The sequence below is a fragment of the Thauera propionica genome (assembly GCF_002245655.1).
In the GTDB taxonomy this organism is placed as follows: domain Bacteria; phylum Pseudomonadota; class Gammaproteobacteria; order Burkholderiales; family Rhodocyclaceae; genus Thauera; species Thauera propionica.
The window spans coordinates 109,293-132,602 of sequence record NZ_NOIH01000026.1; the positions used below are offsets into that span (position 1 = coordinate 109,293).

The 23,310-nt window shown below is 65.6% G+C and carries 21 protein-coding genes and 2 tRNA genes; 2 read left to right on the forward strand and 21 right to left on the reverse strand.

Annotated features, from left to right (window positions below; all coding sequences use genetic code 11):
* Positions 1-3: 3 nt before the first annotated feature.
* Complete coding sequence (rlmB, locus tag CGK74_RS16035; RefSeq protein WP_094269422.1) at positions 4-756, reverse strand: 23S rRNA (guanosine(2251)-2'-O)-methyltransferase RlmB; 753 nt, start codon at positions 754-756, stop codon at positions 4-6.
* Positions 749-3,763 (reverse strand): ribonuclease R, encoded by a 3,015-nt coding sequence (gene rnr / locus CGK74_RS16040; RefSeq protein ID WP_094269423.1) that lies wholly within the window; start codon positions 3,761-3,763, stop codon positions 749-751. The genes rlmB and rnr overlap by 8 nt, the downstream gene beginning before the upstream one ends.
* Positions 3,764-3,802: 39 nt before the next feature.
* Here rnr and CGK74_RS16045 point away from each other — a divergent pair.
* Positions 3,803-3,887 (forward strand) — tRNA-Leu (locus tag CGK74_RS16045).
* Between the two features lie 171 nt (positions 3,888-4,058).
* Positions 4,059-4,143: transfer RNA gene (locus CGK74_RS16050), tRNA-Leu, on the forward strand.
* Between the two features lie 239 nt (positions 4,144-4,382).
* Here the strand turns inward: CGK74_RS16050 and CGK74_RS16055 are convergent.
* The 19 genes from CGK74_RS16055 to CGK74_RS16145 all read right to left on the reverse strand — a co-directional run bounded on the left by CGK74_RS16055 (position 4,383) and on the right by CGK74_RS16145 (position 23,292).
* Entirely contained in the window at positions 4,383-5,693 is a 1,311-nt protein-coding gene (locus tag CGK74_RS16055) for an adenylosuccinate synthase (RefSeq protein ID WP_094269424.1), read from the reverse strand.
* A gap of 3 nt (positions 5,694-5,696) precedes the next feature.
* Positions 5,697-6,851 (reverse strand): ATP phosphoribosyltransferase regulatory subunit, encoded by a 1,155-nt coding sequence (locus CGK74_RS16060; protein WP_094269425.1) that lies wholly within the window; start codon positions 6,849-6,851, stop codon positions 5,697-5,699.
* A gap of 6 nt (positions 6,852-6,857) precedes the next feature.
* On the reverse strand, positions 6,858-7,043 hold the full coding sequence (locus CGK74_RS16065) for a DUF2065 domain-containing protein (RefSeq protein ID WP_004292984.1): 186 nt from the start codon (positions 7,041-7,043) through the stop codon (positions 6,858-6,860).
* 7 nt (positions 7,044-7,050) lie between these two features.
* Entirely contained in the window at positions 7,051-7,932 is an 882-nt protein-coding gene (hflC, locus tag CGK74_RS16070) for a protease modulator HflC (protein WP_094269474.1), read from the reverse strand.
* Positions 7,932-9,221, reverse strand: a complete 1,290-nt coding sequence (hflK, locus tag CGK74_RS16075; protein WP_094269426.1) for an FtsH protease activity modulator HflK — start codon at positions 9,219-9,221, stop codon at positions 7,932-7,934. The genes hflC and hflK overlap by 1 nt, the downstream gene beginning before the upstream one ends.
* Before the next feature lie 14 nt (positions 9,222-9,235).
* A complete protein-coding gene (gene hflX, locus CGK74_RS16080; RefSeq protein WP_094269427.1) occupies positions 9,236-10,381 on the reverse strand; it encodes a ribosome rescue GTPase HflX in 1,146 nt (381 codons plus the stop codon).
* 51 nt (positions 10,382-10,432) lie between these two features.
* Positions 10,433-10,669 (reverse strand): RNA chaperone Hfq, encoded by a 237-nt coding sequence (hfq, locus tag CGK74_RS16085; protein ID WP_004292992.1) that lies wholly within the window; start codon positions 10,667-10,669, stop codon positions 10,433-10,435.
* Positions 10,670-10,782: 113 nt separating this feature from the next.
* Positions 10,783-12,111 carry a ribosome biogenesis GTPase Der gene (gene der / locus CGK74_RS16090; protein ID WP_094269428.1) on the reverse strand — a complete coding sequence of 443 codons (1,329 nt, stop codon included), beginning with the start codon at positions 12,109-12,111 and terminating at the stop codon, positions 10,783-10,785.
* A gap of 15 nt (positions 12,112-12,126) precedes the next feature.
* Entirely contained in the window at positions 12,127-13,269 is a 1,143-nt protein-coding gene (gene bamB / locus CGK74_RS16095; RefSeq protein WP_094269429.1) for an outer membrane protein assembly factor BamB, read from the reverse strand.
* Between the two features lie 3 nt (positions 13,270-13,272).
* Complete coding sequence (locus tag CGK74_RS16100) at positions 13,273-13,917, reverse strand: tetratricopeptide repeat protein (protein WP_206186279.1); 645 nt, start codon at positions 13,915-13,917, stop codon at positions 13,273-13,275.
* Positions 13,917-15,212, reverse strand: coding sequence for a histidine--tRNA ligase (gene hisS, locus CGK74_RS16105; RefSeq protein ID WP_094269431.1), 1,296 nt, complete (start codon positions 15,210-15,212; stop codon positions 13,917-13,919). The genes CGK74_RS16100 and hisS overlap by 1 nt, the downstream gene beginning before the upstream one ends.
* Before the next feature lie 59 nt (positions 15,213-15,271).
* On the reverse strand, positions 15,272-16,531 hold the full coding sequence (gene ispG / locus CGK74_RS16110) for a flavodoxin-dependent (E)-4-hydroxy-3-methylbut-2-enyl-diphosphate synthase (RefSeq protein WP_094269432.1): 1,260 nt from the start codon (positions 16,529-16,531) through the stop codon (positions 15,272-15,274).
* A gap of 15 nt (positions 16,532-16,546) precedes the next feature.
* Positions 16,547-17,491 (reverse strand): RodZ domain-containing protein, encoded by a 945-nt coding sequence (locus tag CGK74_RS16115; RefSeq protein WP_094269433.1) that lies wholly within the window; start codon positions 17,489-17,491, stop codon positions 16,547-16,549.
* Positions 17,488-18,294: a type IV pilus biogenesis/stability protein PilW gene (pilW, locus tag CGK74_RS16120; protein WP_094269434.1), complete on the reverse strand. Its 807-nt coding sequence runs from the start codon at positions 18,292-18,294 to the stop codon at positions 17,488-17,490. The genes CGK74_RS16115 and pilW overlap by 4 nt, the downstream gene beginning before the upstream one ends.
* On the reverse strand, positions 18,294-19,439 hold the full coding sequence (rlmN, locus tag CGK74_RS16125) for a dual-specificity RNA methyltransferase RlmN (protein WP_094269435.1): 1,146 nt from the start codon (positions 19,437-19,439) through the stop codon (positions 18,294-18,296). Before rlmN ends, pilW begins: the two co-directional genes overlap by 1 nt.
* Positions 19,440-19,569: 130 nt before the next feature.
* Entirely contained in the window at positions 19,570-19,995 is a 426-nt protein-coding gene (gene ndk / locus CGK74_RS16130; protein ID WP_004292046.1) for a nucleoside-diphosphate kinase, read from the reverse strand.
* 220 nt (positions 19,996-20,215) lie between these two features.
* Entirely contained in the window at positions 20,216-21,502 is a 1,287-nt protein-coding gene (locus CGK74_RS16135) for a TRAP transporter large permease (protein WP_094269436.1), read from the reverse strand.
* Between the two features lie 14 nt (positions 21,503-21,516).
* Entirely contained in the window at positions 21,517-22,212 is a 696-nt protein-coding gene (locus CGK74_RS16140) for a TRAP transporter small permease (protein ID WP_094269437.1), read from the reverse strand.
* A 75-nt stretch (positions 22,213-22,287) separates the two neighbouring features.
* Entirely contained in the window at positions 22,288-23,292 is a 1,005-nt protein-coding gene (locus tag CGK74_RS16145) for a TRAP transporter substrate-binding protein (RefSeq protein ID WP_094269438.1), read from the reverse strand.
* Positions 23,293-23,310 lie beyond the last annotated feature (18 nt).

The following is a 23,310-nucleotide window of genomic DNA, read 5'->3' on the forward strand; positions in this document are numbered from 1 at the left end:
CGCTCAGCCGCGCTGGCGACGCGCCTCGAACAGGCAGATCCCGCTCGCGACCGATACGTTCAGGCTCTCGACGCTGCCGTGCATCGGAATGCGGGCGAGTTCATCGCAGGTCTCACGCGTCAGGCGGCGCAGGCCGTCGCCTTCGGCGCCCAGCACCCAGGCCACGGGCACCTTCTGGTCGATCTCGTAGAGCGACTTGTCGGCTTCGCCAGCAGCGCCGACCACCCACACGCCCGCCTCCTGCATCTCGCGCAATGCGCGGGCCAGGTTGGTGACGGTGATGTAGGGCACGGTGTCGGCCGCACCACTGGCGACCTTGACCGCGGTGGCGTTGAGGCCGACCGCACGGTCCTTGGGCGCCACCACCGCATGCGCGCCGGCGGCGTCTGCCACGCGCAGGCAGGCGCCGAGGTTGTGCGGGTCCTGCACGCCATCGAGCACCAGGATCAGCGCGTTCTCGTCGAGGCTGTCGAGCACGTCAGCGAGCTTGATGTCGCGCCGCGTGGCGTCGACCTTGGCCACCACGCCCTGGTGGCGACGCGTGCCGACCAGCGCGTCGAGCTTGTCGCCCTCGCTGGGCGTGATGCGCGCACCGGCGGCCTCCGCCTGGGCGACGAACTTGCGCACGCGCGCATCCTTGCGGTCGCCCGACAGGAAGATCTCCAGCACCGAATCCGGCGCGTGGCGCAGCTTGGCAGAAACGGCATGGAAGCCGTAGATCAGACGGGTGGAGGCGGTTTCTGGGGCTTTAGCCACGGCGGGTTCCCTTGGTCGAGGTCTTGCCGCCAGAACGTGCGGCCGGTTTGGAGGCGCGCGATTCTACCGGCTCGGCAGCGGTCGCGGATGCCTTCGCCGCCTTCGCGGCGGTTTTCTTCACCGGCTTGGCCGCGGGCTTCGCCTTGGCGCTTGCCTTCGACTTCGCCTTGGCCGCGGGCGTCTTTGCCTTCTTCGCCGGCTTGTCCTCCGTCTTCTCCGCCGCCTTGCGCTTCTTGCCCGCCCGCACGCTGGCCGCCTCTTCGGCCGCGAGCTTCTGCGCGGCGGCGTCCTGATCGACCGCCTTCTGCCAGATATCGTCGAGCACGCTCGGTTGCGCCACCTTCGGCGCGGGCACTACCGCCCCGGCCCTGGCGCGCGATCTGCGCGCCGGCGTAACAGGTGCAGGCGCCGCCTCAGGCACAGGCTGAACCTTGGCCCGCGGCTTACGCACCGGCTTCGCCGCGGTGGCGTCCGGGGCGATCACGTCCTCGGCCGGTGCGGCGGCAGGCTTCACCCGCGCCTTCCTCGCCGGCTTGGCGGCCTCCACGGCGGGCGCCACGTCCGGTGCAGCCTCGGCAGCCGCCGCCAGCGCGACCGTTTCAACGGCTGCCTTCTTCCTGCGCGCACGGCGGGGCGTGGCGGCCTCGGCCTCCTCGACCTCGACAGCCACTGCGGCAGGTTTCTCGACCGCCAGCGGACCTTCGATCAGGCGGAAGTCGATCTTGTTGGTGGCCATGTCGACCCGCACCAACTGCACCTTGACCCGATCCGACAGGCGGAATTGCTTGCCCGTGCGCTCGCCCAGCAGGGCGTGGCGAGTCTCGTCGTAGTGGAAGTAGTCGCTGCCCAGGTCGGAAATGTGCAGCAGGCCCTCGATGAAGATGTCGTCGAGGGCGACGAAGAGGCCGAAGGACACGACCGCCGACACGCTGCCGGTGAAGATCTCGCCGACGCGGTCCTGCATGAAGTAGCACTTGAGGAAGGCGACCACATCACGCGTGGCCTCGTCGGCGCGGCGCTCGGTCATCGAGCAGTGCAGGCCGATCTGCTCCCAGTCGCCGGGCCGGTACTCACCGCCTTCCAGCGCAGCCTTGATGCCGCGATGCACGAGCAGGTCGGGATAGCGCCGGATCGGCGAGGTGAAGTGGGTGTAGGCCTCGTAGGCGAGGCCGAAGTGGCCGACGTTGTCCGGGCTGTACATCGCCTGCTTGAGCGAACGCAGCATCACCGTCTGCAGCAGCTGCGCGTCCGGGCGGTCCCTGACCTGCTCGAGCAGCTTGGCGAAATCGCCGGCGCGCGGCTCATCCCCACCACCGAGCCCGAGGCCGAACTCCTTCAGGAACTCGCGCAGCTTGGCGAGCTTGTCCTCGGAGGGCGACTCGTGGATGCGGTACAGCGCCGGATGCTCGCGCTTGGCGAGGAAGTCGGACGCGCACACGTTCGCGGCAAGCATGCATTCCTCGATCAGGCGGTGGGCGTCGTTGCGCACCTCGGGCACGATCTGCGCGATCTTGCCGTTGTCGTCGAAGATCATCCGCGTTTCGGTGGTCTCGAAGTCGATCGCGCCGCGCTTGGCGCGCGCCTTCAGCAACACGCGGAAGAGCTGGTCGAGGTTCTCGAGGTGCGGCAGCAGATCGGTCAGTTCGTTGCGCACCACCGGATCCTTGTCGTACAGCGCCGCAGCCACCTTGGTGTAGGTGAGGCGCGCGTGCGACCAGATCACCGCGGGATAGAAGCGGTAGGACTTGATGTCGCCCGTCATCGAAATCGCCATGTCGGCGACCATCGCCAGACGCTCGACCTGCGGGTTCAGCGAACACAGGCCGTTGGAGAGCTTCTCCGGCAGCATCGGGATGACGCGGCGCGGGAAATACACCGAGTTGCCGCGGTCGAAGGCATCCTTGTCCAGCCCCTTGCCCGCCTCGACGTAATGCGACACATCGGCAATCGCGACGATGAGGCGGAAACCCTTGCCCTGCTTCTCGCAGTACACCGCGTCATCGAAGTCCTTGGCGGTCTCACCGTCGATCGTGACCAGTGGCAGCTGGGTCAGGTCCTCGCGGCCCGCCCAGTCCTTCTTGCGCACCGCCGCCGGCAGCTTGCGCGTCTCGGCCTTGGCTTCCGCCGAGAAATCGAACGGCAGATCATGCTTGCGCAGCGCGATCTCGATCTCCATGCCCGGGTCGGCGTAGTTGCCGAGCACCTCGACGATGCGGCCGATGGGCTGGGCGAACTTGGTCGGCTGCTCCACCAGTTCGACGGTGACGATCTGCCCCGGTTCCGGCTTCTTGCGCCCGCCGGGGGCAACGAGGATGTCCTGCGCCAGGCGGCGGTTCTCGGGCACGACGATCATCACGCCATGCTCGTTGATGATGCGGCCGACCACGCGCGTGTTGGCGCGCTCGAGCACCTCGACCAGCTTGCCCTCAGGGCGTCCGCGTCGGTCCTGGCCGGAAATCCGCACCAGGACGCGGTCGCCGTGCAGCACTTCGCGCATCTCACGCGGGCCGAGGAAAATATCCGGCCCGCCATCGTCACGGCGCAGGAAACCGAAGCCGTCCGGGTGGCCCTCGACGCGGCCCTTGATCAGGTCGGCCTTCGCCGGCAGCAGGTAGGCGTCGCGGCGGTTGCGCACAATCTGGCCGTCGCGCTCCATGGCGCGCAGCCGGCGGTCGAAGTGTTCGCGTTCGTGCGCCTGGATGTCGAGTGCGTCCGCCAATTCGGCGAAAGGCATCGGCACGCCGCGCTCCGCCAGTACCTGCAGCACGTATTCGCGGCTGGGCAGGGGCTGCTCGTACTTCTGCGATTCGCGTTCGTGGAAGGGATCGGCCTGCCGGATCGCACTGGTGTGCGCGGCTGCCGCTTTGCGCGCCGCGCGGCTGCGCCCGGCGCCCGGCGCGGCGGCCCTGCCGGTCTGGCGCGCCGCTGAAGGCGCAGCGCCCCGATCTGCGGCATTGCGCTTGGTCGGCGTGGTGTTCTTTTGGGTGTTTTTCGTTCTTCGAGTCATTGACAATCTTCTTTCAGTGCTTATAATGCGCGTCTTCTTGCCCAGATGGCGGAATTGGTAGACGCACTAGTTTCAGGTACTAGCGCCGCGAGGCGTGGAGGTTCGAGTCCTCTTCTGGGCACCAGTTTCACAGGAAAGCCGCTCTTCGGAGCGGCTTTTTTGTTGTCCGTTGGTTTGTCGCATGCCATCCGCAACGCACTCGCCTCCACGGACGATGCCGATACCCGCCACCGCAAGCGAAGTGGCGAAGAAAGACTTTGCAGGCGCAGAAACCTTTGCTATTATGCGCCTCCCTGCCCAGATGGCGGAATTGGTAGACGCACTAGTTTCAGGTACTAGCGCTGCGAGGCGTGGAGGTTCGAGTCCTCTTCTGGGCACCAGTTGCAGGGAAAAGCCGGCTAAAAGCCGGCTTTTTTCGTTTACGCCGCCGTTCGTGCCGGCCCGTGCCGCCAGCGCTGAATCGGACATTGCCGCAGCACGCACGACGCTGGCCGGAAACGAGGAAGCGGCGCCCCCGGCAACAGGGTCACCTGGGGCGACCCTGCGCACGAACGACACCGCTTCCATCACGAAGCAGGCGCGGCCAGACAGCGGCCAACGCGAGCTTTCGAACCGACGCTCAGGCGCCAAACGGATGACGACGCAGGATCGTTTCGTCGCGTTCGGGGCCAGTCGAGATCACGTCGATCGGAATCTCGCAGATCTCCTCGATACGATGCAGGTAGGCACGCGCCTCCTGCGGCAGCGCGTCCCAGCTCTGCGCACCGAAGGTCGTGCCGCTCCAGCCCTTCATGGTCTCGTAGATCGGCTCGCAACGCGTCACCTCTTCCGAACCCATCGGCAGCAGGTCGATGCGCTTGCCATCCAGCATGTAGCCGGTGCACAGCTTGAGTTCTTCCAGCCCGTCGAGCACATCGAGCTTGGTGATGCACAGCCCGGTCACGCCGTTGATGATGATCGAGCGCTTGAGCGCCGCGAGGTCCAGCCAGCCGCAGCGGCGCTTGCGCCCGGTCACGGTGCCGAACTCGCGCCCCTTGGTGGACATCTGCTCGCCGGGCACGCCCTTGGTCTCGATGTCGAGCTCGGTCGGGAACGGGCCACCGCCGACGCGGGTGCAGTACGCCTTGGTGATGCCCAGCACGTAGTGCAGGCGGCTGGGGCCGACGCCCGAGCCCGCCGCGGCCTGGCCGGCCACGCAGTTGCTCGAGGTCACGAAGGGATAGGTGCCGTGGTCGATGTCGAGCAGCGTACCCTGCGCACCTTCGAACAGCAGCGAGCCGCCCGACTTGTTGATCGCGTACAGTTCGGCAGAGACGTCCGCCACCATGGGCAGCAGCTCTTCGGCATCGGCCATCGCCTCGTCGAACACCGACTGGAAATCCACCGGCTCGGCGCCCAGGTGCTGGGTCAGCACGAAGTTGTGGTACTCCAGATTGGCCTTGAGCTTGGCCGCGAAGCGCTCGCGGTCGAACAGGTCATACACGCGCAGCGCGCGGCGCGCCACCTTGTCTTCGTAGGTGGGGCCGATGCCCTTGCCCGTGGTGCCGATCTTGTCGCCTGCGGACTTCGCCGCCTCGCGCGCGCGATCGAGCGCACTGTGGTAGCCCAGGATCAGCGGGCAGCCCGGGCTGATGCGCAGACGATCGCGCACCTTGATGCCGCCCGCCTCCAGCGTGCGGATCTCGGACAGCAGGTGGTGCGCGTCGAGCACCACGCCGTTGCCGATGAAGCAGGCCACGCCTTCTCGCACGATGCCCGAGGGCACGAGGTTCAGCTTGTACTCGTTCTGGCCGATGACCAGCGTATGACCGGCGTTGTGGCCGCCCTGGAAGCGCACGACACCCTTCGCATGGTCGGTCAGCCAGTCGACGATCTTGCCTTTGCCCTCGTCACCCCACTGGGTGCCGACGACGACGACGTTCTTTGCCATTTCTTACTCTCCCTGTAACGGCACGATCGCCCAGCGATCTCCCCGCTTCACCAGTTGCCGGTCGCAGCCGGCCTCGTTCCAAGTTCCATCATGTCCGGGTAGCGCGGTGACGACGATCTCGCCACGCGCACGCAGTGCCGCCACCTCCCGGCCGAGCTCCGCATCGTCGACGCAGGGCGCGAGAATGCCCGCGGCCTCGCCGCGCGCAGGCAACCGCCAGACCAGCTCGCGCAGGTCGAGGCTGAAGCCGGTCGCCGGCCGCGCACGACCGAAGGCTTCGCCCACGCGGTCGTAGCGGCCGCCCAGCGCGAGCGCCGCGGGCGAGTCCGCGCCGTAGGCCGCGAAGACGATACCGCTGTGATAGTGATAGCCACGCAGATCCGACAGGTCAAAACTGATCGGCAGGTCGGCCAGCGCCGCGGCAAGCTGACGCAGTTCGCCCAGCAAGCCAGCGATCTCCTCGTCCTGCGGCAGGCAGGCGGCCGCCCGCTCGAGCACCTCCGGCCCACCGTAGAGGCCCGGCAGCGCCAGTAGCGCCGTACGCACCGGTTCAGCGACGTCATCGAGCACGACCTGCAGCGTGGGCACGTCCTTGGCCTGCAGCAGGTCGAACAGTTCCTCCTCCCGCCCCGGCACCAGGCCGGCACGCGCAGCGAGCGCGTGAAAGAGACCGACGTGGCCGATATCGATGCGCGACGCCGGCACCTCAGCCAGACGCAACACCTCGGCCAGCAGGCGCAGGATCTCGACGTCCGCCTCGATGCCGGCATGGCCATAGAGTTCGGCGCCCAGTTGCAGCGGCTCGCGGGTGGCGGTTAGCGTTGACGGCAGCGTGTGCAGGGCGCTGCCGCAATAGCACAGCCGCGAGACGCCCTGGCGATTGAGCAGATGCGCATCGATGCGCGTCACCTGCGGAGTCATGTCGGCACGCACACCCATGGTGCGACCCGACAGCTGATCCACCAGCTTGAAGGTGCGCAGCTTGAGGTCCTGCCCGGCACCGGTAGTGAGCGAATCAAGGTACTCGAGCAGCGGCGGCATCACCAGCTGATAGCCGCGAACGCGGAAGGCATCGAGCAGCCGGCGACGCAAGGTCTCGAGCTGGTGGGCTTCGGACGGCAGGGCGTCCTGGATGTGATCGGGCAATACCCAGCGCATGGGGGTTCAGCTCAAGACGAAAAGAAGCAGCACACCCGCCAGCATCGAGGTCAGGCCGATGAAGCGGATCTGACCGTCGGCCATGCTGGCGAGACGCAAAAAAGTTTCGCGCCAGGCGGCTGGCGCGACGAAAGGAAGGATGCCTTCGATGATCAGCATCAGCGCGAAGGCAGTCAACAGGGAAGCACCCATGGGGGAATCAGTTCCTTGCGGAGCCCCCGGCGTCCTTCATGAAGCGGAAGAAGTCCGAACTCGGGTCCACCACCAGAACGTCGTCCTTGCCGGCAAAGCTGGCGCGGTAGGCTTCAAGACTGCGGTAGAAGGAGTAGAAGGACGGATTCTTGCCGAACGCCTCAGCGTAGATCGCGGTCGCCTTGGCGTCGCCTTCACCCTTGACCTGCTGAGCACTGCGATAGGCCTCGGCCACGATGACCTCACGCTGACGATCGGCATCGGCCCGGATCTTCTCGGCCTCGGCGGCACCCTGCGAGCGCAGTTCGTTTGCCACACGCTTGCGCTCGGCCTCCATGCGGCGATAAACGGACTCCGACACCTCGTTGGGCAGATCGACGCGCTTGAGGCGCACATCGACGATCTGCACGCCGATGGTACGGGCGTCGCGGTCGGCGCGCTCGCGCATCTGATCCATGATGAGCTCACGCTCGCCGGACACCACGTCGTGCACCGTGCGGCGGCCGAACTCCTCGCGCAGGCCGGCATTGACCGTCTGCGTGAGGCGGGTACGCGCACGCGCCTCGTCGCCCGCGACCGACTCGTAGTAGAGGCGCGGATCAACGATGCGCCACTTCACGAAGTGGTCCACCAGCACGTTCTTCTTCTCGGAGGTGATGAAGCGCTCGGGCTCCGCGGTATCCATGGTCAGGATGCGTTTGTCGAAGTAGCGCACGTTCTGGATCAGCGGCAGCTTGAACTTGAGACCCGGCTCGTCAATGACTTCCTTGATCTCGCCAAGCTGGAACACCATCGCGTGCTGGCGCTGGTCTACGGTAAACAGCGATGCCGACGCGATCAGGATGATGACCAGCAGCGCGCCGCCAATCAGGGGAAACTTGTCACGCATCATCGTTCTCCACGCTCACGGCTTCGCATCAGGTCACGGTTGCGGGGGTCGGACGCCAATCCGGGGGCGTTCGAACTCAGCGCTGCCGCCGACTGGGGTTCGGGCGTGATGGACGCCGCCTTTGCGGACCCACCCGCCTGCTGCATCAGCTTGTCGAGTGGCAGGAACAGCAGATTGCCGTTGCCCTTGGCGTCGATCATGACCTTGGACGTGTTCGACATCACTTCCTGCATGGTCTCGATGTACATCCGCTGGCGGGTCACTTCCGGCGCGCGGCTGTACTCGGCAAACACCTGGTTGAAGCGGCTCGCCTCACCCTCGGCATTCGCGACGACACGCTCGCGGTAGGCATTGGCTTCCTCGATCAGGCGCGACGCGGTACCACGCGCCCGCGGGATCACGTCGTTGGCGTAGGCCTCGCCCTCGTTCTTCTGGCGCTCGCGATCCTGGCCCGCCTTCACCGCGTCATCGAACGCCGCCTGCACCTGCTCGGGCGGCTGGGCGTTCTGCATCGTCACGCGGCTGATCTGGATGCCGGTCTCGTAACGGTCGAGGATGCGCTGCATCAGCTCGTGCGCGGTCGCGGCGATCTCCTCGCGACCTTCGTACAGCACGAAGTCCATTCGGCTCTTGCCGACGATCTCCCGCATCGCGGTTTCGGCCGCCTGGGCGACGGATTCGTCCGGGAAGCGGTTGTTGAAGACGTAGTTCTCCGGGCTCTTCAGCACGTACTGCACGGCGAACTGGATGTTGATGATGTTCTCGTCATCGGTCAGCATCAACGACTCGCGCAGCACCTTGTTACGCTCCGAACCGCGATACCCCACCTCGACCGTACGCACGCCGGTCAGATCGACGATCTCGTGAGTTTCGAACGGGTACGGCAGGCGCCACCGCAGGCCTGGCTCAGTCGTCTGCACGTATTCGCCAAGGCGCAGAACCACGCCACGCTGGTTGGCATCGACCGTGTAGATGCCGCTCGCGAGCCAGACCACGCCGGCCAGCGCAAGCAACGCACCGATGCCGCCGCCGAACTGCTTGAAGGAGAAATTCGGCAGTTGCGGACCACCGTCGCCGCCCCCGCCCCCTCCGCCGCCCATGCCACGGTTCTGGCGCTTGCCGCCGAACATGCCGGTCAGACGCTGGTTGAAATCGCGCCAGACCTCCTCGAGATCGGGAGGTCCCTGGTTATTGCCGCGGTTGCCGTCGCCGCGCTGACCATCGTTGCGGTCACGGTCGCGGTCATTGTCGCCGCCCTGGCCGCCCCAGCGGGGGTCGTTAAGTGACATGAGAATGCCCGTAATCACGATTGAGAAGGAAGTTCATCCACCGTACCGGATTCCCGGCCGGCATCTTCATGGAAGGTCTGCTGCGCCGCTTCGGCAAGCGCTTCGCGAAGCAGATCAAGACCTTCGCCCGTTCGGGCGCTCAAAAAAACGCGCCGAATGTTACCACAGTCACCCCGCTCGACCGCCGGCTCGGCGCGCGTGAGGTCGATCTTGTTCCAGACGAGGACCTGCGGCACGTCGGCCGCACCGATCTCGGCAAGAACCTCGTTCACTGCGGCGATCTGCGCATCGCGATCCTCGCTCGCGGAATCCACGACATGCAGCAGGAGGTCGGCCTGCACCGTTTCCTCGAGCGTCGCGCGAAACGCGGCAACGAGGGCATGAGGCAGGTCGCGGATGAAGCCGACGGTGTCCGACAGCACGACACTCGCTCCGCCCACATAGAGCCGGCGCGAAGTCGTGTCGAGTGTGGCGAAGAGCTGATCGGCCGCATAGGCCCCCGCCTTCGTCAGCGCATTGAACAGCGTCGATTTGCCCGCATTGGTGTAACCGACCAAAGAGACAGACAGAACGTCGCGGCGTTCCCGGGCGCGGCGCCGAACCTTGCGTTGTTTTTCGATCTGGGCGAGGCGCGACTTCAACATCTTGACCCGGTTGCCGAGCAAGCGCCGGTCGGTCTCCAGCTGTTTCTCACCCGGGCCGCGCAGGCCGATACCGCCCTTCTGCCGCTCAAGGTGGGACCAGCCGCGCACCAGCCGGGTGGACAGATGCTCGAGCTGAGCGAGCTCGACCTGCAGCTTGCCCTCGTGACTGCGCGCGCGCTGGGCGAAGATGTCGAGGATCAGCGCAGTGCGGTCGATGACCATGCACTCGAGCTGACGCTCGAGGTTGCGCTGCTGCGCGGGCGACAGGGCATGGTTGAAAATGACGATGTCCGCCTCATGCGCACGCAGTGCCTCACCGATCTCCTGCACCTTGCCGCTGCCGGCAAACAGCTTGGGATCGGGCGCTGCGCGCTTGCCCTGCACGACGGCCTCGACACTCGCGCCCGCACTGAGCACCAGCAGCTTCAGTTCGGAAAGACGTTCGTCGATTGCACCCTGGCCGAGGTCAAGCTGAACCAGGATTGCCCGCTCGCCGGATGCGGGGCGCTCAAACATGCACACCCCCTGCGGCCGGGCGGGACCGGCCGCATGAAATCGCCAGGGCGATCAGTTGCCGTCTTCCTGCTGCTGGATGACGACCGGACGGGCCGGCACGACGGTGGAGATGGCATGCTTGTACACCATCTGCGTGACGGTGTTCTTGAGCAGCACGACGTACTGGTCGAACGACTCGACCTGGCCCTGCAGCTTGATTCCGTTGACCAGATAGATCGAAACCGGAATGTGCTCGCGGCGCAGCGTGTTCAGGAACGGGTCTTGTAGAAGTTGCCCTTTGTTGCTCATGAGTGAACCTCGGTATTTTCTGTTTATAAGAATGTAATGGATTTGATGTTGCACCGCCACATCGCAGTATGCATCGAAATCCGGGTGTGGAAACAGGTTCCTGCGCTGCGCGCTCAGTCCCTCGCAGCGTAAGGATTGTGCGTGGTCCGGAACTGGATGCGCAAGGGCGTACCCTGCAGCTTGAAGGCATCCATGAAGCAGCGTTCGAGATAGCGCACGTAGGATGCGGGAATGTCGTCCAGCGCGTTGCCGTGGATCACGATCACCGGCGGATTCATGCCGCCCTGGTGTGCGTAGCGCATCTTCGGGCGCTGCATGCCATGGCGCGGCGGCGCCTGACGCGCGACGGCCTGCTGCAGCGTGCGGGTCAGGCGCGGGGTCGACAGGTTGGCTGTGGCCGCCGCATAGGCCGCGTCGACGGACTTCAGCAGACCGCCGATACCCTGCGCCTGCAAGGCCGAGATCTGATGGAAACGGGCAAAGCCGAGGAAGGCCAGCTTGCGCGCGATGTCGGCCTTCAGGCGGTCGCGCTGGTAATCGTCGACCGCGTCCCATTTGTTGATCGCCACCACCAAGGCCCGCCCGGCCTCGAGCGCGAAGCCGGCGATGTGCGCATCCTGATCGGAAATATCCTGGGCCGCGTCGAGCACGAGGACGATCACGTTGGCTTCCTGGATCGCCTGCAGGGTCTTGATCACCGAGAATTTCTCGATGGCCTCGAACACCTTGCCGCGCCGGCGCAGGCCAGCGGTATCGATCAGGGTGTAGCGCTTGCCGCCGCGCTCGAACGGGATCGCAATCGCGTCGCGTGTGGTGCCCGGCAAGTCAAAGGCGATCACGCGCTCTTCGCCAAGCAAGGTGTTCACCAGCGTCGACTTGCCGACATTGGGTCGGCCGACGATGGCCACCTTCGGGCCTTCATCCTCGGCCGCTTCCTTGTCGCTATCGAGCGGGAAGGGCGACAGCACGATCTCGACGAGCTGTTTGATGCCGTCGCCATGCGCGGCCGACACCGGAAGCGGATCGCCCAGGCCCAGCGCATGGAAGTCGGCCGCGACAATCGCACGGTCGAGACCTTCCGCCTTGTTGACCACGAGGTGCACCGGCCGACCGGCGCGGCGCAGGCGTGCCGCGATCTGCTCGTCGTGTGGTGTCCGCCCGGCACGGCCATCGACCAGGAACAGCAGCACGTCGGCCTCGGCAATGGCCTGCTCGGCCTGCCGCGCCATCTCGTGCATGATGCCGTCCTTGGCGACGGGGTCGAAGCCCGCGGTATCGACGACCAGGTAGTCGCGATCGCCGACCCGGCCGATGCCGTAGTGGCGGTCACGCGTCAGTCCGGGCTGGTCCGCGACCAGCGCGTCGCGGGTGCGCGTGAGACGGTTGAACAGGGTCGACTTGCCGACATTGGGCCGGCCGACCAGGACGATGGTAGGTTTCACTTAAAGTAATCCGCCTTAACGCAGTTCGTAGGCGGTGATCTCACCGTCACGGCCCTGCACGATGAAGCCACGCCCGTAGGCGAGTGGTGGCGCAGACAGCGGACCGTCGCCGGCGCGCGCGCGCGCGGCAAAGGCCCCGGAATCTCGACTGAGCGCGTGCACGTAACCCTCCACATCGCCGACGACGACGTAATCGCCGACGATCAGCGGGCGCGACACTGCCCTGCGCGCCATCGAGTCCTGTTTCCAGACGCTGGCACCACTGTAGACATCAAGCGCATGCACGGCATCGCGCTCGTCGGTGATCACCGCGAAGCGCGCATCTCGGTCCATGCCCACGCTGCTCGAGAAATCGCGCGCCCACAGTGCGTTGCCATTGCTGGTATCGAAGCAGGCCGCGCGCCCCTGGTAGGACACCGCGCACACCTCGCGCCGACCCACGACCGGCGTACCGGCGACGTCGGCCACGCGCTCCAGTTCGGTCGAACCGCGCGGCACTGCGACCGACAGCTCGGTGATGGCCCCACCGTTGGCCGCGTTGATCACCACCAGCTTGCCACCGGGGAAACCAGCCAGCACCACGTTGCCCTCGAGCACGACGCCCGAGAAGTTGCGCAGCGCAAGCGGAGGGTTGGCACGCTGATAGACCCAGCGCCGGCTGCCGTCACGCGCGCTGAGCGCGATCAGGCGGTTATCGGAGGCTCGCAACACGACGAGATCGCTGCTGACGGCAGGCTGGGCAAGCACTTCGGCGCCGATCGTGGCGCGCCAGCGTTCGCTGCCGCTGTCCGCGTCATAGGCGATCGCAATACCGCTGGCCGTGACCACCACGGCGATGCGACCATCCGCCCCGACGCCTGCCGACAACCGCGTATCGGCATCCACGCGCCACACCTGACGGCCGCTGTCGAAGCGGGCGACGTCGCCATCCTCGCCGGCGGCATAGACGCTCTCGCCGACGACCGCCGGCTGGAACAGATAGGCGCCCGATTCGCCGATGTCGACGCTCCACAGTGCAACCAGCTCGGCACTGGGCTTGAAGTCCGCCAATTCGGCGGGCTTCGGTTTGGCGCTGGCGAAGGGGTTGAGGGACGAGCAGCCGGTCGCCAGCACAATCGCGGCAACGAGTGGCACCACACGCAGGGAAGCAAGCTTCATCGGTCAGCCTTCCAGGGATTCGAGTTTGACGCGCACGACTTCGCGCAGGGTCGTGGCCTGATCGCCACCGCTGGCCAGCGCTTCGATCGCAGCCTGGTAGGCAGCACGGGCCTCCGCGGCCTTGCCCTGTGCTGCGAGCACATCGCCGCGCAGGTCGGCATAGCGCGCAGCATACGTGGCGGTCGGCGCGGCCTGCAGACGCGCGAGCGCCGCGTCCAGTTCGCCCTTCTGCAGCAACACTGCGGCCAGGCGCAGGCGCGCCAGATCGCGCAGGGCCGGGTCCTTACCCTTGTCCGCCGCCCACTCGAGCTGGGCGCGCGCATTGTCGAGATCGCCGCCGCTGAACTGGACGCCGGCGGAGAGCAAGGCGCCGAGCTGCGCGTAGGCTGTGCCCGAGTACTCGCCGATCAGCCGACCTGCTGCATCGCGTGCCTTCTGCGCGTCCTGCTGCTCGGCCGCCTGCTGCACGGCAAAATACAACGCGCCGGCTTCACCCGCATTCCGATTCTGGTACCACTGCCAGCCCTGCCAGCCGACCGACGCCAGCGCGGCGATCATGGCGATCGTCGTCACCAGCGTGCCGTACTGCGCCCACCAGGCCTTGAGTTCGGAGATCTGTTCCTGTTCTTCGAGGTCGTACACCGCCATCATTCAGCCCCTTCTTCTTCATTGCCGTAAAGCAGTTCCGCCATCGCCTCGGGCAGCGCCTCGAGCGACACACGCTGCTGGCCACCCGGCCCGCGCAGGGGCTTGATCCCCACTTCGCCGGCGAGCGCTTCATCCTCGCCGATGACGACCGCCACCGGGGCGCCACTGCCGTCGGCCTTCTTCATCTGCGACTTGAAGCTGCCGCCACCGCAATGCAGGATCGCGGCGAAACCATGCTCGCGCAAGGCCTCGGCCGCACGGAAAGCCAGCCGCGCAGCAGCGTCGCCCATGTGCACCACGTAGGCGTCGACCACCGGGCGCTCGGGTTCGCCACCGCACTCCTTCCACAACAACAACAGGCGCTCGATGCCGATCGCGAAGCCCGCGGCCGGCTGCGACTTGCCGCCGAGTTGCTCGACCAGGCCGTCGTAGCGCCCGCCGGCGCAGATCGTGCCCTGCGCACCCAGACGCGTGGTGACCCACTCGAACACGGTACGGTTGTAGTAGTCCAGCCCGCGTACCAGTCGGTGATTGATGCGGTACGGAATTCCGGCATCCTTGAGGAAGACCTGCACCGCCTCGAAGTGCGCCTTCGACTCCTCGCCGAGGTAGTCGGCAAGCTTCGGCGCGGCCTCGACGATCGCCTGCAGGTCCGGGTTCTTGGTGTCCAGAATGCGCAGCGGGTTGGTGTACAGGCGGCGCTTGCCGTCCTCGTCGAGCTTGTCCTGGTGCTGTTCGAGATAGGCGATCAGCGCGGCGCGATGCTGCGCACGCTCCTCTGGCGAACCGAGCGAGTTGATCTCGAGTGCGACATCCTCCAGCCCGAGATCCTCCCACAGGCGCGCGCACATCAGGATCAGTTCGGCGTCGGTATCCGGCCCGGCAAAACCGAGCGCCTCGACACCGATCTGGTGGAACTGGCGGTAACGGCCCTTCTGCGGACGTTCGTGGCGGAACATCGGCCCGTAGTAGTACAGCCGCTGCGGACCGGCCGAGGCCACCAGGTTGTGCTGGATCGTAGCACGCACGCAGGATGCCGTACCTTCCGGGCGCAACGTGAGATGCTCGCCATTCAGCGCATCCTCGAAGGAGTACATCTCCTTCTCGACGATGTCGGTGACCTCGCCGATGGCGCGCTTGAACAGCGGCGTCGGCTCGACGATGGGCATGCGGATCGGGCGATAGCCATAGCTCTGCAGCCAGTCGCGCACAATGTCTTCGAAGTATTCCCAGGTTTCGGCGTCTTCGGGCAGGATGTCATTCATCCCGCGCACGGCCTGCAAGGTCTGGCTCATGAGTGCTTGGTCTTTGCGTTGTTGCGTCGATGCGCTGTTGTTATCTTGCGGCGCGGCCCTCAGCCGCCCTTCTTCACGTACTTGGTGGCCACGTAGTCGTCCACGATGGCCTTGAACTCGGCGGCGATGTTGTCACCGCGCAGGGTGACAACCTTCTCGCCATCCACATACACCGGCGCCGCGGGCGATTCGCCGGTACCCGGCAGCGAGATGCCGATGTTGGCGTGCTTGGACTCGCCCGGGCCGTTCACCACGCAGCCCATCACGGCCAGCGTCATGTTCTCGACACCGTCGTACTGCTCGCGCCACACCGGCATCTGCGCACGCACATAATCCTGGATGCCCGACGCCAGTTCCTGGAAGAAAGTGCTGGTGGTGCGTCCACACCCCGGGCAGGCAGTGACCATCGGCGTGAAGGCGCGCAAGCCCATGGTCTGCAGGATCTCCTGCGCAACCACGACTTCCTGCGTGCGGCTGCCCCCCGGCTCGGGGGTCAGCGAGATACGAATGGTGTCGCCGATACCCTCCTGCAGCAGCACGGCAAGCGCGGCGGTGGAGCCGACGATACCCTTGCTGCCCATGCCCGCCTCGGTGAGACCGAGATGCAGGGCGTATTCGCTGCGGCGGGCAAGGTCACGGTACACCGCGATGAGATCCTGCACGCTCGATACCTTGGCCGACAGGATGATGCGGTTGCCGGCAAGGCCGTATTCCTCGGCCTTCGCGGCCGATTCGAGCGCGGAGACTACGAGCGCCTCGCGCATGACCGCACCGGCGTCGCGTGGCTCGGCGCGTTTGGCGTTGGCGTCCATGATGCGGGCCAGCACAGACTGGTCCAGACTGCCCCAGTTGACGCCAATGCGCACCGGCTTGTCGTAGCGGCAGGCAAGTTCGACGATGGCTGCGAACTGCGGATCGCGCTTGCTGCCCGCGCCGACGTTGCCGGGGTTGATGCGGAACTTGGCGAGCGCCTCGGCGCAGGCTGGGAAGTCGGTCAGCAGCTTGTGACCGTTGTAGTGGAAGTCGCCGACAAGCGGCACATCCATGTTGAGCGCCAGCAGACGGTCGCGGATGTGTGGCACGGCCTTGGCTGCGGCCTCGTTGTTCACCGTGATGCGCACGATCTCCGACCCCGCGCGCGCCAGCTCGGCAACCTGCATCGCCGTGCCGAGCACATCGGCGGTATCGGTGTTGGTCATCGACTGCACGACGACCGGCGCCCCCCCGCCCACGCGGACGCGCCCGATGACGACCTCGCGCGTGAGCCGACGAGCCAGGGGAGATGCTTCGATGGGAGAGTGCGAGAAATCTTGCGTCATCTTGATCGACAGAAATTACTTGACGGTGAGCCTTGCCACCGAAACCTTGGTATGCGGCGCCAGATCGACCGGCTTGCCATCGAATTCGAGCACCACGTTCGTCGCATTGCCGATAACCAGAGCAAACGGCGGCGTGCCCTGCACATTGCGCTCGGTGCCGGCGCGGTTGACACCCGAATAGACGATGGCACCCGTCGCATCGCGCACCTCCACCCAGGATTCACCGGCAAAGCGGAATGCCAGCCGGCCGCCGGAGCCGCTCTGCACCGGCGCATCGCCCGCTTCTGCGGTGGCCCCGGTGACGGCGGGCAGAACCGGGGCGACCGGTTCTGCAGGCGCAGCTTCCTCAGTTGGCGCCGCACTGTCCGTCTGTGGCCTCACGTCCGCAGGCGAATCCGTCGGAGTCATCGAGGTCACCGACGATGCCTCGACAGGCGCCGAGGGCACAACCATCGGTTGCGAGTCCAGGACGGCCGTATCTGCCGCAGGAGTCTCCAGCATGCGTTCAACGCTCACCGGCTCGGTGCGGAACCAGTCGAAATACCAGCCCGCCAGCAAGGCCGCCACGAGCAGCAGCACCATCCAGCGCACCGAGGCGGCGCCGAGCTTCGGCGCGCTGCCGCCAATCGGCAGCTCACCGTCGGCATTGCGGATCGGCGACAGATCCACGTCACCCTGCCCGGCCAGGCGCTCGACACCCGCCAGCAGAGGTGCCGGATCAAGCCCCAGATAACGCGCGTAGTTGCGCAGGAAACCGCGCACGAAGGCCATGCCCGGCAGCGCCGAGAAATTGTCGGCCTCGAGCGCAGCGATCTGACGCGGATTGAGCTTCAGCGCGAAGGCGACCTCGCTCACGCTTTCGCCTCGCGCCTCGCGCGCCGCACGCAGCACGGCACCCGGCGAGCGAACGTCCTCGTGGGCGATGTCGGCCGCCGGTTCGCGCGACTGATCGTTGCTCACTCGAACTTCCCTTGAGTCATCGACTGGTACTCATCCGACTCGGCAAAGCGGCTGCCCAACTGCGACGCATAGCTGGCCTCGGCATCGCGATTGCCCAGGCGGCGCTCGGTACGCAAGCCGAGCCATGCCGACGCGGCGGTCGGCTCGCTCTGCTGATGCAGGCGAATCAGGTGCGTGCGCGCCTGATCATAGCGGCCGCCGCGGTAGGCGATATCGGCCAGTTGGTAAAGCGCCTGGCGGTTCGCGGGATCAGCCTGCACCGCGGCCAGGAACTGGCCCTCGGCCGCCGCATCGTCCTTCAGCCGCAGATGGCAGAGACCGGCATTGGTGTAGGACCGTGTGGCGTGGCGGTAGTAGGGATTGCGTGCTGCCTGCGCGAGACGCTCAAGGCCGCGCAGTTCCTCGCCTTGGGTACACAGGAACCAGCCGTAGCTGTTGTTGAAATCCGGATCGCCTGGCGCCGCGCTGAGCGCTGCCTCGAAGTTCTGCCGTGCCGGGCCGTTCTCCTCGATCAGCATGTAGGCCAACCCCAGCAGATGGTAGGCCGGCGCATAGCCCGGGCTGTCATTGAGCGCGATGCGCCCCTCGTCGAGCGCCACGTCGTAGCGGCCGATCTCGAAGTAGGCCATGCCGAGATCGACGTGCACCCGGGCACGTGATTCGGCCGGTGTCGCCGGCGTGATATCCGACATGGGACGGCTGACCGTTGTCGACAGCCCGCTCTGACCTGCCGGCACCGTTGCACAACCACTTGTCACCACGGCCGCCACCAGCAAGGCGGCCAGCGCGAACTTGCGCTTCATCAGCGATCCTCCATGACCTGTTTCAGGCGCACCGTGCGCCGCGTCTTGTCCTGAACCTGGCCTGCGAGCTGGCCGCAGGCCGCATCGACGTCGTCACCACGCGTCTTGCGCGTGGTCGTGACAATGCCGGCGTCAATCAGGATACCGGCAAAACGGCGGATGCGTTCGGCCGGGGAGCGCAGGAAACCCGAATTCGGGAAGGGGTTGAACGGAATCAGGTTGAACTTGCACGGCACGTCGCGCACCAGCGCAACAAGCTCGCGCGCATGCGCCTCGCTGTCGTTCACGCCATCGAGCATTACATACTCGAAAGTGACGAAATCGCGCGGTGCACGCTCGAGGTAGCGCTGGCACGTAGCCATCAGCTCGCGCAGCGGGTACTTTTGGTTGATCGGCACCAGGCGGTCGCGCAGCGCGTCGTTGGAGGCGTGCAGCGACACGGCGAGCGCCACCGGGCATTCCTCGCGCAGACGGTCCATCGCCGGCACGATGCCCGAGGTCGACACCGTGACGCGGCGGCGCGACAGGCCGTAGGCATGGTCGTCGAGCATCAGGCGCAGCGCGGTAACCACGTTGTCGAAGTTGGCCAGCGGCTCGCCCATGCCCATCATCACGACATTGCTGATGATGCGGCCGTTGTCCTTCTCGCCGGCTTCGAGGTCCTGGGCCTCCTCATTTGGGTCAACTCGCGCAGCACCCAGCAGTTTGTTGGCTAGCCACAGCTGGCCAATGATCTCCGCCGCGCTGAGGTTGCGGTTGAAGCCCTGCTTGCCGGTCGAGCAGAACGCGCAGTCGAGCGCGCAGCCCGCCTGCGAGGACACGCATAGCGTGCCGCGGTTGGTTTCAGGAATGAACACGGTCTCGACGGCGTTCGCGTTGCCGACGTCGAGCAACCACTTGCGCGTGCCGTCGGCCGAGATCGAGTCGCGCACCGGCACCGGCGGGCGGATCACGGCGATGTCCTTGAGCTTGGCGCGCAGGGACTTGGCGACATCGGTCATCGCGTCGAAGTCGTCGCAGCCCTCGTGATGCATCCAGCGCATCACTTGGCGGGCACGGAAGGGCTTCTCGCCCAGCCCGGCAAACCAGGCGACGAGGCCATCGACGTCGAAATCGAGCAGATTGACCGGATTGGGTGTGCTCATGCCTGAAACTTCACTCTCTCATAGCGGAGGCCGGACAAGGGCCCCGCCGTAATGCAAACGGCCCGAACACGCCGCGCGCGGTGCGGGAGGCACCGCGAAGCGTGCGCGACGGGCCGTTGGAACGGACCGCTTAGCGCGAGTAAACGTTCATGCCCGGGAAGAAGAAAGCCACTTCCACGGCAGCGGTTTCCGGTGCGTCGGAGCCGTGCACGGCGTTGGCGTCGATCGACTCGGCGAAGTCCGCGCGGATGGTGCCCTTGTCGGCCTTCTTCGGGTCGGTGGCGCCCATCAGCTCGCGGTTCTTGGCGATGGCGTTCTCGCCTTCGAGGCACTGGATCATCACCGGGCCGGAGGTCATGAAGGACACCAGATCCTTGAAGAAGGGACGCTCCTTGTGCACGGCGTAGAACTCGCCGGCCTCACGCTCGGACAGGTGAGCCATCTTGGCGGCGATGATCTTCAGGCCGGCGCCTTCGAAGCGGGCGTAGATCTGGCCGATCACGTTCTTGGCGACGGCGTCGGGCTTGATGATGGACAGGGTGCGTTCGATTGCCATGGAAAACTCCGGGACTGCGCTCGAAAGAAGCGCGAGGTTAAGAAAAAAGCGCGAAATTTTAACAGGTTTCGCGTGACACCGATGCGCGCACGGTGCGTGCGAATGTAAGCCGACGCAAGCGTTCCGACTTCAAAAGAACAATCCCCGCCGGACGTGACCGCCCTGCGGGGATTGCAGCGACCAGCCGGCCGCGCCGCCTGATGCGACCGGGCCGCGACGCTTACATCATGCCGAGCGCCTTCGGCAGGAAGGTGGAGATGCTCGGGACGTAGGTGATGATCATCAGGAACACCAGCATCGTGTACAGCCAGGGCATGACCGCCTTGCTCATCTCGGTCAGGCCCGCCTTGGTCACCCCGGAGGCGACGAAGAGATTCAGGCCCACCGGCGGCGTAATCATGCCGATTTCCATGTTCACCACGATCATCACGCCGAAGTGGATCGGATCGATCCCCAGCGCCACCGCAACCGGGAAAAGGATCGGCGCCAGGATCAGGATGATCGACGACGGCTCCATCAGCGCACCGGCCACCAGCAGCAGGATGTTCACCACGATCAGGAAGCCGATCGGCCCCATGCCGCTGGCGACGATGGCATCGGCCATGCGCTGCGGGATCTGCTCGCTGGTGAGGATGAAGGAGAACAGCACCGCACTGGCGATGATGAACAGCAGCATCGCGCTCATGTTCGCCGAATCCAGCAGCACGCGCGGAATCTGCTTGAAGGTCAGGTCCTTGTACACGAACACCGCGATGAAGAAGGCATAAACCGCACTCATCGCCGCCGCTTCGGTCGGGGTGAACATGCCAGAGTAGATGCCGCCCATCACCACGACGATCAGCATCAGACCCCAGAAGGCCTTGCGGAAAGCCGCGAAGCGCTCACCCCAGGACACCGACGGCATGGTCGGGTAGTTGTTCTTGCGCGCCACGTACCACGTAGTCAAGCCGAGCATGAAAGCCAGCAGCAGGCCCGGGATCACGCCCGCCATGAACAGCGCACCGACCGACGAGTTGGTGGTCACCGAATACATCACCATGACGATGGACGGCGGGATCAGGATACCCAGGCCGCCGGCCGAAGCCACCACACCCGCGCCGAAGCGCACCGGGTAGCCCTGCTTGATCATCGCCGGGATCAGGATCGAGCCGATCGCCACCACGGTCGCCGGGCTCGAACCCGAGACCGCCGCGAACAGCGCGCAGGCCAGCACCGCCGACATGCCCAGGCCGCCACGCAGGTGGCCGACCATGGCGGTGGCGAAGTTGATCATGCGCCGCGCCACCCCGCCGTGGGTCAGGAAGTTGCCGGCGAGGATGAAGAACGGGATCGCCATGATCTCGAACTTCTCGATACCGGTGAACATCTTGAGCGCCACCGACTCCAGCGGCACGTCGGTGAAGATGAACATGAAGCTCAGCACCGTGAGGCCGAGCGCCACGCCCACCGGCATGCCGATCGCCATCAGGACGACGAGCAGACCGAAGATTGCAATCGTGTTGGTCATGATGTCATCCCCTCTCAGTTGCCCTGACGCGGACGCTTGGCGTCAGCCTCACGGCTCGCGTGCTCGATATCCTCGGCGATCGAGATCGCCTCGCCCTCGAGCAGCACGTTCTCATCCTGGTCTTCGTCAAGGCCCTCGACGTGACCATGGTCGTGCGATGGCAGCTCACCACTGCGGGCGAAGCTCACCATCACCTGCAGGAAGCGATAGCACATCAGGAAGGAGCCCAGCGGCACGGCCGCATACACCATCCAGGTCGGCCATTCGAGGTCGGGCGTCGTCGGTCCCTCGAAGTAGTCACCCGTATCGCGACCGAGGAGCGACAGCGTCTCGTAGGCCATGCCGTTCTCCCAAACGAACAGCGCACCGAACACGCCGATCAGTCCCGTGAAGATCACACCGCACACCAGGCCAGCCTGGATCAGCGCCGCGCGCGGCGTGCCCGAGAGCTTGTTGACGAGGATGTCCACACCGACATGGATGCCGGTGCGCACGCCATAGGCGGCACCGAACTTGGCCATCCACACGAAGAGGATGATGCAGAACTCCTGGGCCCAGCCGACGTTCATGTCGAGCAGCCAGTCCTGCAGCACGGGAATTTCATAGCCGGACAGGTAGCGATGCACCACCGACACGAAGATCACGATCGTCGCGATCGCCATCAGCGCGCCGATGATGAACTCCTCCAGGCGGTCGAGAAGCTTGTTCATGATTGTTTTCCCCGGAAAAACGCCCGTCGCGCTCGAAGCGCCAGACGGGCGTTGCTGGGTGAGATGAAACGTGGATTACAGCTTGGCCGGATCGAAGCCGGTTTCCTTGTAGATCGACTGGATCAGGTCGGCACCGATGCGCGATTCCATCTTCTTGTGCACTGGCACCAGCGCCTTCTTGAACGCGGCCTTCTCTTCGGCGGTCGGCGTGTAGACCTCGGTCTTGCCCGAGGCGCGCACGCCCTCGAGCGCCTTGTCGTTCTCTTCCTTGGCGATCTGGTTGGCGTAGGCGGTCGACTCGGCCATGGCCTTGTCGAGCTGGGTGCGCACTTCAGCCGGCAGGCCGTCCCAGAACTTCTTGTTGGTGATGACCGCGTAGCCCAGATAGCCGTGATCGGTCAGGGTCATGTGCTTCTGCACTTCGTGCATCTTCTGGGTGAAGAGGTTCGAGTGCGGGTTCTCGGTGCCGTCGACCACGCCCGTCTGCAGCGCCTGATAGACCTCGGAGAAGGCCATCACCTGCGGCAGCGACTTGAGCTCGCGCATCTGCTCCTCGAGTACCTTGGACGACTGGATGCGCATCTTCTTGCCACGCAGGTCTTCCGGCTTCTTGATCGGGGAGTTGGCCGAGAACGACTTGAAACCGTTATCCCAGAAAGCCAGACCACGAATGCCCTTGGGCTCGAGCTTGGCAAGCAGTTGCTGGCCGACCGCGCCCTGGGTGACCTTGTTCAGTGCCTCGTAGCCGTCGAAGATGTAGGGCAGGTCGAAGACCTCGAACTCGCGCACGCCGAGCGGGCCGAACTTGGCCAGCGAAGGGGCGAGGAGCTGGACGGCGCCCAGCTGCAGCGCCTCCATCTCTTCCTTGTCCTTGTACAGCGTGCTGTTCGGATAGACTTCGACCTTCACGGCGCCACTCGTGTACTTCTCGGCCAGTTCCTTGAACTTCTCCGCAGCCTTGCCCTTGGGCGTGTCCTGAGCCACGACGTGGCTGAACTTGATCACGATCGGCTCTGCGGCGACCGCTGCCGCCGACAGACCCACAGCCATCAGACCAACCAGAAGCGTACGAATCTTCATGAGTTCTTCTCCTCCGAA